Origin of the sequence: Halobacillus sp. H74 (genome assembly GCF_052246715.1) — a bacterium.
Lineage (GTDB): Bacteria > Bacillota > Bacilli > Bacillales > Halobacillaceae > Halobacillus > Halobacillus litoralis_A.
Genome location: NZ_JBQQCI010000001.1, coordinates 522815 through 539970, shown reverse-complemented (window position 1 = coordinate 539970; position 17156 = coordinate 522815). Strand labels below are relative to the sequence as shown.

General features: G+C 43.4%; 15 protein-coding genes. 9 read left to right on the top strand and 6 right to left on the bottom strand.

What is annotated here, in order from left to right:
* Positions 1 to 2 precede the first annotated feature (2 nt).
* Positions 3 to 1286, top strand: a complete 1284-nt coding sequence (locus tag ACTWPX_RS02655) for a GntP family permease (RefSeq protein ID WP_443118401.1) — start codon at positions 3 to 5, stop codon at positions 1284 to 1286.
* Between the two features lie 144 nt (positions 1287 to 1430).
* The gene (gene rlmH, locus ACTWPX_RS02650) at positions 1431 to 1910 is read left to right on the top strand and encodes a 23S rRNA (pseudouridine(1915)-N(3))-methyltransferase RlmH (protein WP_128525204.1); all 480 of its coding nucleotides are present in this window, start codon (positions 1431 to 1433) and stop codon (positions 1908 to 1910) included.
* Positions 1911 to 2086: 176 nt separating this feature from the next.
* Here the strand turns inward: rlmH and ACTWPX_RS02645 are convergent, their stop codons facing one another.
* Entirely contained in the window at positions 2087 to 3088 is a 1002-nt protein-coding gene (locus ACTWPX_RS02645) for a tRNA dihydrouridine synthase (RefSeq protein ID WP_443118400.1), read from the bottom strand.
* Positions 3089 to 3820: 732 nt separating this feature from the next.
* On the opposite strand from ACTWPX_RS02645, the gene ACTWPX_RS02640 reads away from it, so the two are divergent.
* Both ACTWPX_RS02640 and ACTWPX_RS02635 read left to right on the top strand, forming a co-directional pair.
* Entirely contained in the window at positions 3821 to 5506 is a 1686-nt protein-coding gene (locus tag ACTWPX_RS02640; protein WP_443118399.1) for a M4 family metallopeptidase, read from the top strand.
* 18 nt (positions 5507 to 5524) lie between these two features.
* On the top strand, positions 5525 to 6724 hold the full coding sequence (locus ACTWPX_RS02635) for a M14 family zinc carboxypeptidase (protein ID WP_443118398.1): 1200 nt from the start codon (positions 5525 to 5527) through the stop codon (positions 6722 to 6724).
* Between the two features lie 283 nt (positions 6725 to 7007).
* Here the strand turns inward: ACTWPX_RS02635 and ACTWPX_RS02630 are convergent, their stop codons facing one another.
* From ACTWPX_RS02630 to uvrA, 3 genes are all read right to left on the bottom strand, one after another.
* Positions 7008 to 7265 carry a hypothetical protein gene (locus tag ACTWPX_RS02630; RefSeq protein WP_443118397.1) on the bottom strand — a complete coding sequence of 86 codons (258 nt, stop codon included), beginning with the start codon at positions 7263 to 7265 and terminating at the stop codon, positions 7008 to 7010.
* Between the two features lie 90 nt (positions 7266 to 7355).
* Positions 7356 to 8078: a hypothetical protein gene (locus tag ACTWPX_RS02625; protein ID WP_443118396.1), complete on the bottom strand. Its 723-nt coding sequence runs from the start codon at positions 8076 to 8078 to the stop codon at positions 7356 to 7358.
* Between the two features lie 295 nt (positions 8079 to 8373).
* A complete protein-coding gene (gene uvrA, locus ACTWPX_RS02620; protein WP_443118395.1) occupies positions 8374 to 10830 on the bottom strand; it encodes an excinuclease ABC subunit UvrA in 2457 nt (818 codons plus the stop codon).
* 197 nt (positions 10831 to 11027) lie between these two features.
* Here uvrA and ACTWPX_RS02615 point away from each other — a divergent pair, with 197 nt between their 5' ends.
* Positions 11028 to 11732, top strand: a complete 705-nt coding sequence (locus ACTWPX_RS02615) for a MerR family DNA-binding transcriptional regulator (RefSeq protein WP_443118394.1) — start codon at positions 11028 to 11030, stop codon at positions 11730 to 11732.
* Between the two features lie 189 nt (positions 11733 to 11921).
* On the opposite strand, the gene ACTWPX_RS02610 is transcribed toward ACTWPX_RS02615, so the two are convergent.
* Positions 11922 to 12533 carry a DUF421 domain-containing protein gene (locus ACTWPX_RS02610; protein ID WP_443118393.1) on the bottom strand — a complete coding sequence of 204 codons (612 nt, stop codon included), beginning with the start codon at positions 12531 to 12533 and terminating at the stop codon, positions 11922 to 11924.
* A 22-nt stretch (positions 12534 to 12555) separates the two neighbouring features.
* Positions 12556 to 13869: a voltage-gated chloride channel family protein gene (locus ACTWPX_RS02605; protein WP_443118392.1), complete on the bottom strand. Its 1314-nt coding sequence runs from the start codon at positions 13867 to 13869 to the stop codon at positions 12556 to 12558.
* 430 nt (positions 13870 to 14299) lie between these two features.
* On the opposite strand from ACTWPX_RS02605, the gene ACTWPX_RS02600 reads away from it, so the two are divergent.
* The 4 genes from ACTWPX_RS02600 (at position 14300) to ACTWPX_RS02585 (ending at position 16976) form a co-directional block, all read left to right on the top strand.
* The gene (locus ACTWPX_RS02600; protein ID WP_443118391.1) at positions 14300 to 14890 is read left to right on the top strand and encodes a TetR/AcrR family transcriptional regulator; all 591 of its coding nucleotides are present in this window, start codon (positions 14300 to 14302) and stop codon (positions 14888 to 14890) included.
* A 111-nt stretch (positions 14891 to 15001) separates the two neighbouring features.
* Complete coding sequence (locus tag ACTWPX_RS02595; protein WP_443118390.1) at positions 15002 to 16024, top strand: DJ-1/PfpI family protein; 1023 nt, start codon at positions 15002 to 15004, stop codon at positions 16022 to 16024.
* Positions 16021 to 16638 carry a DUF2306 domain-containing protein gene (locus ACTWPX_RS02590; protein ID WP_443118389.1) on the top strand — a complete coding sequence of 206 codons (618 nt, stop codon included), beginning with the start codon at positions 16021 to 16023 and terminating at the stop codon, positions 16636 to 16638. The genes ACTWPX_RS02595 and ACTWPX_RS02590 overlap by 4 nt, the downstream gene beginning before the upstream one ends.
* 23 nt (positions 16639 to 16661) lie before the next feature.
* Positions 16662 to 16976 carry a DUF1516 family protein gene (locus ACTWPX_RS02585; RefSeq protein WP_443118388.1) on the top strand — a complete coding sequence of 105 codons (315 nt, stop codon included), beginning with the start codon at positions 16662 to 16664 and terminating at the stop codon, positions 16974 to 16976.
* The last annotated feature ends 180 nt before the right edge of the window (positions 16977 to 17156 follow it).

Here is a 17156-nt window from a genome sequence, read left to right as displayed (position 1 = left end):
CTATGCTCGGAATTTTTCTCGGACTTGCCGTACTGATGATTCTCGCCTACCTGGGCTGGTCTATCATCTGGGTGGCGCCCATCGCAGCTGGTGTTGTCGCCATCACCGGTGGTCTCGACCTACTTGAAGCCTATAAAGATACATATATGGGCGGTTTCGTTGCATTCGCGAAAGACTGGTTCCCTGTCTTCATGCTCGGGGCCATCTTCGGAAAATTGATGGAAAACACAGGCATGGCCCGCTCTGTCGCTGTCGCTATGACGAAATTGATCGGGACTCAGCGCGCGATTTTGGGCGTACTCGCCTCAGCGGCCGTATTAACGTACGGCGGAGTCAGCTTGTTTGTCGTTGTTTTCGCTGTCTATCCACTGGCTCTGTCTTTGTTCCGTGAAGCGAACATCAGCCGTAAGCTGATTCCGGCTACCGTCGCTTTAGGTGCCTTCACATTCACAATGACAGCCCTGCCAGGGTCACCACAGATTCAGAACCTGATCCCGATGGAATACTTCCAGACGTCTGCAACCGCAGCGCCTGTAATGGGAATCATCGCAGCCATCATCATGGCAGGTGGCGGTTACTTTTACCTGAGGTGGCGCGAGAAGAAGCTCGTCACTCAAGGAGAAGTCTTTACAGAACCGAAAGAGAAAAAAGAAATCGACCAACCCGATGAAACACCGAATTTCTTCCTGTCGCTTCTGCCATTATTGACTGTTCTACTAACCTTGAATCTCTTAAACTGGGATATCGTCACAGCACTGATTTCAGGCATTGTACTGATCATGCTGCTTAACATCACGATGTTCAAGAAATTCATCCCATCGATGAACAGCGGCGCGAGCGGTTCCGTGATCGCCATCATCAACACCAGTGCCGCAGTAGGATTCGGGACCGTGGTCCGTGAAGTCCCGGGCTTCGCCAATTTGACCCAACTGCTGATGGGTGTAAAAGGCAACCCGCTCATCTCGGAAGCGATCGCTGTCAACGTGCTCGCAGGTGCCACCGGCTCTGCCTCTGGCGGGATGGGGATCGCCCTTGAAGCGCTCGGTTCCAAATACTATGAAATCGCACAAAATTCAGGCATCAGCCCGGAAGCCTTCCACAGAATCGCCTCGCTATCCTCTGGCGGTCTTGATGCTCTGCCACACAACGGAGCGGTTTTGACGTTATTTGCGATCACTGGTATGACGCACAAAGACAGTTACAAAGACATCTTCGTCGTAGCCGTCCTCATCCCGGTCATCTCAGTCGCATTTGTCATCCTGTTGAACACGATCGGAATTCTGTAAGAGGACTAACTATCATTTGTAATATTCACCACCTTTTTTACCACCTCAAAGTCATCCAAATTCTGGATGACTTGAGGTGGCTTATTATGGAAATACACTTCGTGGTACACTAGAGACAAATGAAGTGTAACGGAGGAATATAGCGTGAAGATCACAATAGTCAGTGTCGGGAAATTGAAAGAGAAATATTTGAAGCAGGGCATCGAAGAGTACGTAAAACGTCTTGGTCCCTATGCCAAAGTCGATGTCGTCGAAGTACCGGACGAAAAAGCACCGGAAAATTTGAGTGAAGCGCAAATGGAAGAAGTAAAACAAAAAGAAGGCGAGCGCATCCTTGCGAAGATCTCCCAGGATGCTTATGTCATCACACTGGAAATCGAAGGCAAGCAGCTCACCTCTGAAAAGCTCGCTAAGAAAATGGACGAGCTTGCAACGTATGGAAAGAGTAAAGTCGCGTTTGTGATTGGTGGTTCACTTGGTTTGAGTGATGAGGTGCTGAAGCGTAGTGATTTCGGGTTATCATTTTCGAACATGACGTTTCCCCATCAGTTGATGCGGTTGATGTTGGTTGAGCAAGTGTACAGGGCTTTTAAGATTATTAGAAACGAGCCGTATCATAAATAAGTGAAAGTGCCTGCCCTAACCATTTAAAATAGTTGGGGGCAGGCACTTTCTAGTTCGTGTAAAACTCATACAAACAGTAATCTTCCATAAACCGAATTAAAAAGAGAGAAAAGCCCTAACGGCTCTCCTCTCCTGTAGAAATCCAAGTTTTATTCTGTTCAAACGAAAAGAGTTACCTAAGAAACAGAAAAACCTTCCTGTTCCGTCACTCCTCCATGTTCTTCAGTAAATTCATCAAGCAGTGCACGCACTTCATCGGTGGAATGTGTGCTCATCAGTTGATTCCTCAACTCACTCGCCCCACGGAATCCACGGACATAAATCTTAAAGAAGCGGCGGAGCGGTTTGAAAATCCGGGGTTCCAGTTCTTCGGAATATCTATCATGAAGATCGATCTGCAGCCTGAGGAGGTCGAGCAGTTCTTCACTGGTATGTTCTTTCTTCTCTGTTTCGAAAGCGAACGGGTTATGGAAAATCCCCCGACCGATCATTACGCCGTCCACGCCATATTTTTCTACGAGTTCAAGTCCCTTCTGACGGTCAGGAATATCTCCGTTGATCGTCAGAAGCGTATCAGGGGCTACTTCATCACGGAGTTTCTTGATCTCCGGAATCAGCTCCCAGTGTGCATCGAAATTACTCATTTCCTTTTTCGTACGGAGATGGATGGAAAGGTTGGCAATATCCTGTTCCAGGAGATGTTTCAGCCAGTCGTGCCATTCCTCCACTTCCGTATAACCAAGACGGGTCTTCACACTGACGGGCAGTCCTCCCGCTTTGGATGCCTGGATGATTTCCGCTGCAACATCCGGTCGACGGATCAGCCCGCACCCTTTTCCATTCGCTGCAACATTCTGCACAGGACATCCCATATTGATATCCACGCCACGAAAGCCCATTTCGGCCATGCCAATACTCATTTGGCGGAAGTTTTCAGGTTTGTCTCCCCATATATGGGCGACAATCGGCTGTTCATCTTCCGTGAACGTCAGACGCCCCCGTACGCTGTCTTTTCCTTTCGGGTGGCAGTAGCTTTCCGTATTCGTGAACTCTGTAAAAAACACGTCAGGTCTCGCTGCTTCACTCACGACATGGCGAAAAACGACATCCGTAACGGCTTCCATCGGTGCCAAAACAAAAAACGGACGTGGCAACTCATGCCAAAAATTATCTTTCATAATATATCTGAACCCTTTCCTTAAGGGAAAACGTGTTCCCAAAGTTAAAAAGTAAAAATGTCTATTTTATATCCATTACCAGTTAGGCTGGATTTCAACCATTATATACTTTAATGGTATCAAACGAAAAGTGCAAGGGGACAAGTTGTCTTGTTTTGAAGGGGATCCTAATTGAATCGAATCTTATATCCAAATATGTGGCACAGGTGGGTAAAAACGAAAGATAAGAGAAGAGAGCTTATAAAGACTGAGGTGTTGATTTGGTCTAGGGGTAGAGGCAGCTAGAGTAGCAGAGGTGATTCATTGTTTTAAACGGAAGCTTTTCTAGCCTGAATAGACAATACCTTGGTTAGGCACTAGTTTGCCTGAAAAGTACATAACATTATGTGCTTAACCATAAATATTACACCATCCTTTTTTTGCTAATGTAGTGGGGGCAGGCATCGACACAAGCAGTTGATTAACAAATATAATTGACTCAACTCATACAATATTTAGAAACTGGTCCTTATTCGACCCATTTCGTCTCTACGTTTAGTAAAAAGGTATCAAATTTTACCATTTCCATTAAAGCTTATCATCACCAATTATTCAGCAGATTTAGTGTGATAAAAGTCGCGTGTGGGATATGAATATTCGATATTTTCAGAAAATACAAACAGTTATATATACTCTGTATATTTCATACTTAATTACCTATAATTGGATACATTCTCTCGGGGAGGTTGAAAAATGAAGAAAAAACACGTTATCCCAATGGCGGTTCTATCTTCCGCATTAGTTATGGGAAGTCTAGCCCCCACTCAAACACACGCAATCAGTCCGCAAGATCAAACGGAAATACAGCAAAAGAAGATACATAAAGCAAAGGAAAACAAACCATTTTTTGTAAAAGAAAAGCAAGCAGAAAAGCAAGCAGCAGCAAATGAAAAAGCTGCGAAAGCTTACCTTAATAAAAATAAAGCCAAGTTCAAAATTGATCGTCCTGAAAAAAGTTTAGGCTTACCTGAAGTTACTAAAGATGAGCTGGGCATGACTCATGTGAAACTACAACAGAAGAAAAACGGGGTGCCTGTGGAAGGCCATGAAGTCATTGTTCATTATAATAGTGACAACCGTGTACAATCCGTTAATGGGCAGTTTAATCAATCGGTCGAAGATGAGGAGGTCTCCGTGACAGCTTCTCTTTCTGAGGACGAGAGTATAAAATTTGCCAAAGAAGCCATCGAGGCACCTGAAAAACTCGTATCCTCTCCATCTTCTGATCTCGTCATTTATCCTTTTAACAACCAAAACCATCTCGCATATAAAGTGAATGTCAATTTCCTTGGCGAAGATCCCGGGAATTGGTTCATCTATGTAGATGCAAATAGTGGTGAAGTCGTCGACCAGTATAATGCGCTCATGCATGCTAAAGACTATCAATCTGCCAAAGGTTCCGGATTAGGTGTCTTAGGTGATCACCGCCTCCTTCATATCACCCAAAAAAATGATAAAGAGATTAGTAATAATACAAACTTCTTTTTATATGACAACTCCCATGAAGGACTGGAGGGAATTTACACCTACGACCTAAAAAACCAGTGGGCCTATGGAGCTCTTCCTGGTGAATTGTTCCATTCTAATGATGCATCTTTCAAGAGTGACTATGAAAAACCTGCCGTTGATGCTCATTATAACTCGGAAGCTGTATACGAATATTTCCTTGAAGAGCATGACCGTAATTCTATTGATGGAGAAGGTATGGCCATCAAATCAACCGTTCACTACGGGGAAGACTATAATAATGCTTTTTGGAATGGGGAGCAAATGACCTACGGAGACGGAGATGGAGAATTTTTCGTTCCATTATCTGCTGGTCTTGACGTGGCTGCCCATGAAATGACACATGGGGTGACTACCCATTCTGCGGGATTGAAATACCGTAACCAATCTGGTGCCCTAAATGAAGCTTTCTCTGACATATTCGGAGCACTGGTAGATGAAGAGGATTGGGAAGTTGGAGAAGATATCATGGCAGATGAAGCAAAAGCATCCGGGCGCACATCGCTTCGGAGCCTCAGTAACCCTAGCAAGTACCCAGTTGGTGAAGATTATGTTCCATACGGAGATGGCAGCGGCATGTATCCTTCCCACATGGACGAGTACTATGACCTTCCGCTTGATCTAGATAACGGTGGAGTTCATATCAACTCATCAATCATCAATCATGCTGCTTACATTACAGGAGAACAAATCGGTAAAGAAAAACTCGGCCAAATCTATTATCGTGCTCTCACTGTTTACTTGACACCTGATTCTGACTTCAGTCATGCGAGAGAGGTACTGATCCAGTCCGCCATCGATCTTTATGGTGGAAACAGTGAAGAAGCTCAAGCTACAGCCGATGGGTTCGATCAAGTCGGTATTACAGAATAAAAAATAGGAGTGGTATTCATGAAGAAACAAGTATTTGCGGTTGTCAGTACACTTGCACTAGCTGCAAGCATTGCTGTCCCAACCTATGCCGCAGGGAACCACCCTGGCACACCCGATCAACAAACGTATAACAGCTCTGGTTTCACAGACCATCAGCAACTAGGTAAAAAGCTGCAGCAACTGGAAAAGTCCAGTCAGGGTCTTGTTGAAGTGGATGTTGTCGGCCAATCGAACAATGGTCTTGATATCTATCAAGCCAGGGTTGGGAGTGGAGACCGTGTTATTCTCATAGAAAGTGAGATTCACGGAAATGAAAAAACAGGGACAGAAGCTATCTTAAACCTGTTGAAGTATCTAGGTTCAAGCAACTCCCCACAAGCGAAGAAAATCAGAGAAGAAGTGACCCTCGTCACATTACCGAAAATGAACCCCGATGCATCAGAGTTGGACCGCCGTGGCAATGATATGTCCTGGGAAGAGGTCGTCGAAGATTTCCCTCAGTTAGAAGAAGCAGCTGGTCCTACATGGAACCATTATTATGATAGGTCCCTTCAAGGAGACGACTATGCCTCCCAACCAGGATTTGATGTGAACCGCGACTTTAACCCGGATCTAGACTACGTCCCACAAGCGGAAGATGTGCCAGGTTCCTCTTCCGAACCAGGATGGTACATCACTCCTGAAGCACAAACGGTCCGCGACGTCTATAAAGATCTTCAAGAAGAGTTCGGAAAAGTGGATGTCTTTGTCGACCTTCACCACCAGGGACTCTATTATGTAGACGGTACAAGTGATCCAGTTACTCTTTCTCTATCAGGCCAATTCGTTCCGGATCCAACAAGTGATGATGGAGCAAAATACGCCCAATATGCAGATGATTACAATTACGATTATTCCCGTCAATTGAATCTAGCAGCCTATGATGCTTTACAGGAAATGGGCAACTCTCCTTTCGACAACATTACGTTGTACCGTCAAGGACTTGACCTTCCAGGGACAGCTCTCGGCTCATTCGCTTTAAACGGTAGTGGTACCGTTCTTTTTGAAGTGACGGGTCAAACCCAGAGTATGGGTCAGAAGAAAAAAGGTATGCTAGTGAAAGCTGTAGAAACCGGTTTGACAGGTATTGTTGAAGGAGTTGCAGATGATAGTGTAGAGCAACTAGATGCTGATCGATATGAAGATATTCCTGAAACCTCTTATTCTCCTGGTTTGTAATGGAACGGAAAGAACTCAAGGATTTATTTCTAATCCCTGGGTTCTTTTTAGGTATTATCATACGAGCTTAGAACATAAGAGTGATTCTTTGTCCCTTCTAGTATTTTCGAAAGCTATGGCATTAAGGTATAGTAAAAAATCCTTTCTTCTACCTTTTACTGCTGAATGATATATATTTTAACAGAGTACCGAGGAGATATTTAGACATTCATCTGTTTACAATCTGTGTTGAGTAGATCTAAAGGAGTGCCTGTTCTCTTTTTGAGGACAGGCACTCCTTTTTTTATTGGTAATTCACAATCGCAGGGCTTGGATCGAGCTTCACCACTTGTTCTGGTGTCATCACCGGCTCATCCTTATCATAGAAAATTTTAAAACCGCCATACTGGGAAGGTTTATCGCGTACGTATTTTTTATACAGCGCCATTTTGTCGACAGAGGAGCCCCAGCCATCAAAATTAAGCGCCACTTCCACGTTTTCAGTCGGCTGAATCGCCTCTTTATTTGTAAGCACATGTTCCGTGAATTGGTGGACAAGCACGAACTTATCGGGCAGATTATTTTCCTCGGTCAGCTTGGAAACATATTCAACCGCTTCCTGAACTTCTGTTCCATCTACCCTGCCTAGATCTTACCCTGGTACTTGGCCTTCTTCAACTTGAAATTCGGTATCGATAGCCAAGTGGACGTTCGGGTGCTTCAGCCATTTCTCAATGCTCTTCACCTGGTTCATCACGGTATCTGTACCGAGTTGGATATCGAGGAGGACGAGTGCATCATGTTTCTCCGCGAGTTTTACATACTCTTTGATCTTTTCATCGGAAAGTTTGCTGACGTACGTTCCATCAGGTCCCGGGTCGCGTTGGGCCATGGTCGTAATCAGCTCAATCGTGGGAATGGCTGGACGTTTTGGATCAGCATTCGAGTAAGCCTGCGCCTGCTCTTTGAGCTGCTTCATCAACTCCTCTGGCTCCATTGTGCCGAGAATTCCCATATTTTCCGATAGAGGGGTGCCATAATAAGCCACAAGTCTGTGATCCTTAAGTGGTCCGTTCGTCTTATCTTCCATATCCTTAGCAAGCGTCTCACCGGCAGGAACAGCACGCTCAGGATCACCGCCAAGGGCAAGCTCTTGCTCCGGCATATTCGTAAGCTCTTCCTCCGACAACTTTTCCTTTAGAGGTACAGCATCTTCAGAGGGTTCTAACGTCTGGTAGGGAGGACCCTGCTTCTTTTGTTCCGGTGCCCTTTCTTTTTTAGGGGCGTTCTCTGCCTCTTCCGCAGACTGTTCCGCACAAGCCCCAAGAAGAACAATGAGTAAGGCTGCGAGCAGCAATTGCGAGAGTTTTTTCATGGTGTCGAACACTTCCTTTATATATAAAAGTTGGATGAGTAGGTACAATATAGAAAAAATCCTAACATATTTTTCATGGGCTGAGGCTCCTGTAATGGGATTGAAAAATAAACATAAAAAAGCAGAAACTCAAGTGGAGAGTGGTTTGGAAAAGAATGTGTAGAATTGGGGATGGGGTACACACCAAAGATCCCGGCTGCCTGGATAGGCAGCCGGGATTTTTAAAATGGAACAGGGGGTTAGCATTAAACCCTCTGTCTCCGTGTAAAGTGCAAGCTCTTGCTCATTTTTCATACTATAAATACTGTCCTGTATAGGAATGACCGCTCTTAGTCACTTCGCTCGGCGTGCCTTCAGCAATAATCTCACCACCGGCTTGTCCGCCTTCAGGTCCTAAATCAATCACCCAGTCGGACGCTCTGATCAGCTGTGTGTCGTGCTCTACTGTAATGACTGTATTGCCGGCTTCGACAAGTCTGTTCAACAGATTCATCAATTGCTGGACGTCGCTTGGGTGCAGGCCGGTCGTCGGCTCATCCAAGAGGTAGAGGGTCGTTTTGTTCGTTTTTTTGAACAGTTCTTTGGCGAGCTTCAGCCGCTGTCCTTCTCCGCCAGATAATGTTGTTAACGACTGGCCGAGTTTCAAATAGCCTAAACCTACTTCCATCAACAATTCGAGGATCCGTTTGATTTCTTTTTTGTCCTTGAACAGCTCGACGCTTTCCTGGATCGAGTGTTCGAGCACATCATGGATGCTCTGGTCATTATAAGTGACGAATAGTACTTCCTGCTTGAAGCGCCGGCCGTAACAGACAGGGCAGGTGACTTGCAGATCCGGGAAGAACAACATGTTTGTTGCGACATATCCCATGCCTTCACAGTTTTCACAGCGTCCACCTGCTGTATTGAAAGAAAACTGTTTAGCGGTCAGCTTTTGTTCTATTGCTGCCGGTGTTTTGGCGAATACGTTCCGGATTGCAGTAAACAGATCGGTGTAAGTGGCTACATTGGAACGTTTCATGCGGCTGAGCGGGGATTGATCGACCGTTACGATTTTGTCGAAGTGCTCTAATCCCGTCACTTGCTCACATCCGCTACGAATGTTGTCATTTCCTTTCGCAAGGGCGCCGAATACGAGCGAGGACTTCCCTGAACCAGAAACACCTGTTACGGATATGAGACAGCCGATTGGGAAGGAAACGGTAACATTTTTCAAGTTATGAAGGGTGGCTTGATGAACGATGATTTCTTTCCCGTTCCCTTTTCGGTAGCTTTCCTTCTGTTTCTCGCCTGTCCGTAGGTATTTACCCGTAAGCGAACCTTCTATTCCTTTCAGCTCCTGCAATGTGCCTTCACCGACAATTTCGCCTCCAAAACTTCCTGCACCAGGCCCCATATCGATGATGTAATCCGCCTGCTTCATGACATCGACGTCATGTTCAATGACCAGCACGGTATTTCCGACATCCCGCAGTTCTTTTAATACGTGGACAAGACCGGCTACATCTTTCGGGTGCAAACCGAGTGTTGGCTCGTCCATGACATAAAGGACGCCGGTCAGCGCGGAGTCAAGCAATGCGGAAAGCCGTAAACGCTGTGCTTCTCCTCCGGACAGGGTGATGGACTGCCGGTCCAGAGTCAGGTAACCTAAGCCGGTTTTGATGATTCTAGTAAGCTTTGTCTTCAAGTCTTCCATAAAGATATCGACGAACTGATAATTCCCCTCGTTGATCGAAGATTTTACTTCTTCGACCCACTGCAGCATATCCTCAAGCGAATGATTGGCAAGTTCGGGAATTTTAACTCCAGCTACCGATACGTGCCGGCTTTCTTCATTCAAACGATCGCCATGACAGTCTGGGCACGTCTCGGAGTAAAAGTACGCCTTCGCTTCCGCTGAAGCCCCCGACTTTTCCGAGAAACGTCTCCACATGCCGGTCAGGACGCCTTCAAACTTTCCTTCACCTACCGTTTTTGGTGTTTTGATTTCAGGAAAAAGCGCTTTGACTTCATCACTTTCCACACCATAATACAAAATGGCACGCTGACCTTCCGTGTAATCTCGTAAAGGGAGGCGGCCATCGAGCGGTACGTTGTAACGGGCCATCGCTGTTTTCACTACTGGAATTTGATAATCGGCATAGCGGCCTTTCCAAAGATCGACGGCTCCATCTTCTAACGAATGTTCCTGATGAAAGACAGTGCCTTGATCGATGTTGACGACTTCTCCGAGACCTTTACACGTGCCACATGCTCCTTCCGTTGTATTATAGGAAAAATGAGTGCGGGTCAATTTTTCCATGCGGTGTTTACAGGAAGGGCAGTAAATGAACTCTTTAAAGCTGTTTTCCTCTCGCTCGATATCCTCTTCGCGGAAGACGGGCTCGATTTCCGTCTGGCAGGCTGAGCATAATCTCGTCCCTAATTTCTCATAAATCATTCGCAGGCTTGTATACATGTCGGTTACCGTACCGACGGTTGAGCGGGGATTTTGATTGGTGACATGCTGGGTGATGCTGATGGCTGGGGATAAGCCTTTGATAGAATCGACTTTCGGCTTCTCAATGCCCTGCATCCCCATCGATTCGAGATACTGGCGCTGGCATTCCTTAAATAACGTATCTATGGCCAAGGAAGACTTCCCCGAGCCGGATGGTCCCGTCAGTACGACGAGCAGATTTTTCGGAATCGATAAGGAAATGTTCTGCAGATTGTGTTCCTTCGCTCCTTGAATGACAATCGAATGATCCAAAATCATCCCTCCTTTTAGTTTCTAATTAAATCATATAACATTTATGCAAGTGATAAGGTTAGACTTTATTATCTATATACTTCTAAGCGATAGACTTGAATAACCTTCTCGTGGTGCTTAAGGGTTTTTTTACAATGTTTGCTTCGCCGGACGATTTCGTATACGGTACATACATAACGATAGGGGAGGACAGCCAGATGACTCTTTACCGGCCGATAGATATTGCAAGAGAACTGAAAATCAGTACAAGTGCATTACGCCATTACGAATCCTGGGGACTGGTCCCTGAGCCTGAACGGGGAGATAACGGCTACCGACTGTATACAGAGGTCCACCTCGCCTATTTCCGCTGCCTGCGCGCCTTGTTTTTCGGGTTCGGTTCAGACGTTGCCCGTACAGTGCTTCATCATATTCAGAAGCAAGAAATGGATGCAGCCTTTTGGGTAGTCAATCACCAGCAGTCCCTCCTCTATGAAGAAAAGGTGACGGCCGATCATACGCTTAAGCTGCTAGAGAATATGGAGCTCCCCTCAATCCAGCAAACGAAGCTGAAAAAATATATGAGAATAGGCGAAGTGGCTGATTTCACCGGCGTCAATCCTTCCGCTATCCGTCATTGGGAAAAGGAAGGCTTGTTTACATCTGTCCGGAATCCAGAAAACGGATATCGTCTATTCACCCCTACGCACGTCCGGAAAATACTGCTCATCCACACTTTGCGAAACACCGTCTATTTCCTCGACCATATGAAGGAGTACGTCGATGCGATCGAACAACAGAGCGTTGGACAGGCAAAACGAGTCACTGAAAACGCCGTTCTGCAAATCAATGAACGGCTCCGCAAGCAGGTTACAGGAATTTATGAATTAGTGGCGCTGTGCCGCCAATTGGAGTTAATGTGAATTTTCCATAGAAGGATTTTAAGAAGGATAAAATGTATCTCGTGGCATCTTAATACATTGGTTTCTTAAACGAGACCATTGATATAACAGGAAAAAATAATCTTTTTATCTGTTTTATCATCTCAATGAGGAAAACAAAACGTAAGTTATCATACCCTGGTTGAAGTTGAGATGCATTTATCATTGTTTTTAATCCAGGTTCTCTTTAGGTTTTTCTTTATGCTTTCTGTCTTTGACCTCCGTAAAGATGTTATCTGCCATACTTGTTTGAGTTTGTGGCGTTATATTCTGAGAATGTGATTGATTTGCTTCAATCAGCGATTTGAGCATCTCAATATCCTCTTTGGTAGCGTATTGCTTGTCAGACTTTAACATATATCCTAACTGACCGTTCGGTTCTATTGTAGCCCATTGTATATCAGAGAAATTTTGAATTTTTTGTTGTCTCATTCGTACTTCAAGCATATCAACCGTTAATCGCAGCTTCTTCAAATTGTTTTCATTCACTTGGCCGTTTTCAACGACTAGAAGTGATTTACCATAAATAAACGTCTCAAGAGCATTGTATTTCAAAGCAATATACTCAATAAAAAGAAGAGTAATGACCATTAAAAATGTGATCACCATTGTAATCCAAATGTTCCTGTCGCCAACCGGTTGAATAATTAATGACCCTACAGCTATCATCATGACAGTCTGAGCAACCGTAAGCTGTGAGATTGATTTTCTTCCAGCTAAACGCAAAATCAGGACGCCTCCTATGACCACTACACTCGCTTTCCATAAGAAGTGAAAGTCCACAAGCAACTCCCTTTCCGAACAATCATTTTTGTTTCGTGCTTTTTTTCTTCTTTTCTATATTTTCTATGGTTTCTCCTGGGGGGAGATTATATAACCTGCTCTTAGGGTCATATATTTTCTGAGATGGCCAGAGTCCATGATGTCCTGAGAATAGATAGCTGACTAAACAAGCAATAAAAAAGTACTCTAACCCTTTCCCATCAAACATCTCCATTGCCAGCAGGAAGGCAGCTATAGGGGTGTTCGCACCCCCGCAAAAAACCGCGATTAATCCTAAAGCGGCGAGAAATGACATGGGTAAGTCAATGAACGAGTGTAAGGCATTACCTAATGTTGCCCCGATGAAAAATAAAGGGATGGCTTCTCCGCCAACAAAGCCGCTGCCCAGGGTTACTGCAGTAAATACCAGCTTCGCCAGAAAAGCAAAGGGTGGAACATCTTCACTAAAAGATTGTTGCAGCATATCTAATCCCCGGCCATTATAGTCTTGTGAACCAACAATCATTGTTAATACTACAATGATGATCCCTCCAAAAAAGGCTCTTTTCATATGGTTTTTCTTAAAAAGTTTCTCGGAGAAATTTTGGATTCCGTGTCTCAACTGACAGTATAAAACACTTACAAGACTGAAAATAACAGATATAAGAATAACTTTTAGAACCGTAATAATAGATATTTCTGGTATGGTTTGTATTATAAATTCTTCATGTTTATGGTCCCAGGCTGCTGTAGTGATATAGTGGCCGACAAAGCTGGCTGTAAGACAAGGAACAATGGCTTCAAATTTCAGTTTTCCTAAAGCAGCCATTTCTATGCCAAACACAGCACCAGTTATGGGCGCTCCAAAGGCAGACCCAAAACCAGCACTTATACCGCTCATAATTAAAATTTTCTTGTCGAATTTGTTTACCTTGAAAAATTTGTTGACCGCTGCTGCTACACTCCCTCCCATTTGGACAGCTGCGCCCTCTCTCCCTGTTGAACCGCCAAATAGTACTGTGATGAACGTTCCGAAATAGACGATCGGCCCCATTCTTCGCGGTACCTCTTTTTTTCCATGCACGGAATCGATTACGAGATTATTTAATTCAGCAGTGTCATTCAAAGTATTATTGAAAAACACCTTTCCGTAGTTCATATATATGTATCCGATGATCATTCCTCCAAAGGGAAGTAGGAAGATAAGCCAATCTCTTTTTAATCGTAGATCATCTCCTAGGTAATCGTTTGTCTCTAATAGGAAGGTAGTTGCCGAGCCAACAATGATCCCGATTATGCTTCCAAAGAAAATCCATTGACCAAGGACTGAAAAAAAGCTTTTATACTTTAACGGCACAGAACAACTCACCTCATCTCTAATCCTTTAAGAGTGTCCATTTTATTTTTGCCCATTATATTATAATTATTAAAAGGAGCTTCAATAAGGGGATTAACGACCAGGAGTGGTTTATGAATTAGCCATGCGGCTAGGGCATCTATTTCAAACAATGTACCGGCTGTTGTTGTGGCTTATTGTAGACGATACGCAAACAAAATGCCGGATTGAGCCAACAGCATTCCCATCAAACCAGATACGATAAAGGTGAGTGTGCTGACGTTGATTCCGATAGGTGAGCAGCTTCTGGATGGCGAATGAGAAATAAAGGTCCTTCAAATGCTTATAAAAATGTTCCTGAAGGTAATAGGACCAAGGGTGATTAATTTGTAAGCATGTACGGCTTTCATTATAATTAAACTTAAAGTTAAGAGGAGTAAGGAGTTTTAAAATGAGTAAGCAAGATGGGGTCTCTCAGAAAATTATCGATAAGTCACTGAGGCTTTTTAATACAAATGGAATTCATATGACTTCTATCCAAGATATTATGAATGAGACCGGTTTACCTAAAGGAGCCATTTACAGAAGGTTTAAGAATAAAGATGAAATCGTCTTAGCCTCATATGCAAAAGCAGGATCAATCATAGACTCCTTTATGCGGGAATCAATTGAAAATAAGAACACTGTTACGGAAAAGGTTATGGCAATATCAAATATCTATTTAGATGCAGTGGATAACCCGCCCATTGAAGGAGGATGTCCTATGCTGAACACTGCTATTGAGAGTGACAGCAATTTTCCAGAACTGAAGACGATGATGGCAGAGGCTTTTCAACAAATGATTTTGTTCGTTGAATCTTTACTTCGTGAAGGTATAGAGAATGGAGAATATACGACTGAGATGGAACCACGTTCTTTGGCCTCCCATTTATTGTCATCAATGGAAGGGGCGATCATGACGAGTCGGCTTTCATTAAGCAATGAGCATGTGGAACATACAATAAAATATACAGAAAGGCTGTTAGCTACCTACACGAAGTAGGTGTCAATAAATAGACATATTCATTCAATTGGTTTTTCACGGTGATTAAGTTACAATAAAATCAGACCGGACGGTCCGGTCTGATTTTATCATGAATAATGAGGTGTCCTAATGAATATTCAAATTACGCTGTTTGAAGGATTTGATTTATTAGATGTCGTAGCTCCTTATGAAGTATTTTCTGCAGCTAATCAGTTTACTGAAGAAGAAATCGACGTTCGTTTTGTAAGTGTAGACGGGGAAGGCGATGTTTTAAGCGGTATAAATGATTTCCCTTTTAAAGTGGAAGGAAAACTGGATGCATCTAAAAAAGGGATTGTGCTTATACCAGGAGCCTCAGGATCAATGATCGATGGAGACACTGATTCCATACCAATGAAACTTAAAAAAGCATCTGAAACAGAAATGGGAGATTTTATCAGGGAAGCAGTTAAGGATCCGGAAATGACTGTCGCATCCGTCTGTGGTGGTTCACTGTTAATAGCAATGACAGGATCTATTGAAGGGCGGAATGTCGTCACACATCATATGGGCATGGATTTACTAGCAGCAACAGGAGCAAATGCTGTGAACGCTCGTGTCGTAGACGATGGGGATATTATTTCTGGAGCAGGAGTAACTTCTGGTTTGGATCTTGCTATCTATGTTGTGGAAAGGGAACTTGGTCCTCGCATTGCCTATGAAGTGGAGAGGTTGTTCCAATATGAAAAAAGGGGAATCGTATGGAAGAGTGAAGGTGCTTTACCCATTGGCTATAACTCTATCGAAAGTAATAACGAAGAAATCACGGTGACTGAAACTTCTGAATCCCATCCACTTCAAGAGGAGATTGAAGGGACGTGGGAAGTCACCATTTCGACTCCTATTGGAGAAATAAATGTAACCTATGAATTAGAAATTAAAGATAACAAGCTCATTGGGATCGCAGTTACGGATGGTGATCAATCGGAACTGGAAAAAACAGAAGCCATCGGTAACAGGTTGAAGTGGAAGCAGCAGGTCAAAAAGCCAATGAAATTAAATTTGAATTTTGATGTCTCGATTAATGGAAATACCCTTGAGGGTCAAGCTAAGGCAGGAATGATCTCATCCAAGTTAAAAGGGTCTAAGGTATTTAACAAAGGAGCAGTATGAAAAGAAGAAAGTCTTTAATTGTAATCCTGTCTATGGTTTCTGTGATGTGGGTTCTGCATACGGCATCAAAAAATTTCATCGTAGATCCAGAACTCACTTCTTTTTTAAGCAATAAAGATATAGTTCCAGTTAACAAAAACCTATGGATGGTGATGATTCGAATCCATATCATCCTGGCGATCGTTGCTTTAATGACTGGTCCATTAGGTCTTTCAAAAAGAATTAGAAATAAAAAGCCTTTCTTGCACCGGTGGAATGGCCGTATCTATATCTTAGCGATCCTGTCAAATATGGTACCTGGTTACTATGTTGCCATTTATGCGAATGGCGGTTTTCTGAGTGTGGTTGGTTTTTGGATATTGAATACATTATGGCTTCTTACAACAGTAAATGGATACCTGAATATAAGGAGAAGGAAAATCGCTCAGCATAGAAAGTGGATGTTAAGAAGTTTCTTTCTGACCTATGCAAATTTAACCATCTATATTATTGTCGCTATTTTTCATAATGGGCTTCACTTTGACTATGGTATTTCTTATATCGTTGCTGTATGGTCAGCATTCACTATCAATTTAGTACTAGCAGAGTTTTTCATTCGAAAATCGAACATCTAATTAAAATGTAAAGAGGTTTAACGATGAGCTATATTTTAGAAAATATCGGTTTGTTTCAGACGATTCATCGCAGCTCTTGGATATTTATTTTCACATTGTTTTTCATGACTTATTTCTTATACGGGTTGAATAAAAGCAAAGCCGCAAACATGACGCAAATGTTCTTGCGATTATTTTTTATAGTGATGTTATTTTCAGGGGTTTCATTAGTGATCGCTTATGATTTTGAACCGTTTTACGTAACCAAAGGATTGATTGCCATAATCATGATGGGGCTTATGGAAAGCAGTAATGTGAGAAGAAAGAAAGGGGGAACAGAGCAAATCCGCTTTTATTAGTGGCAGTGTTTTATTAGTGTTGGTTGTATTGATGGGTTTTAGAGTAATAAGCTTCTGAAATTTGCCACAAAGGACTTCTAACGGAACATAGCCAAACAAAAGAGTTTACTTACCCTAGTGAATAGCTGAAATTTCTCTGCTTTAACAAAGCGAATGAATCAAGAAAGGAGGCTGATTTCA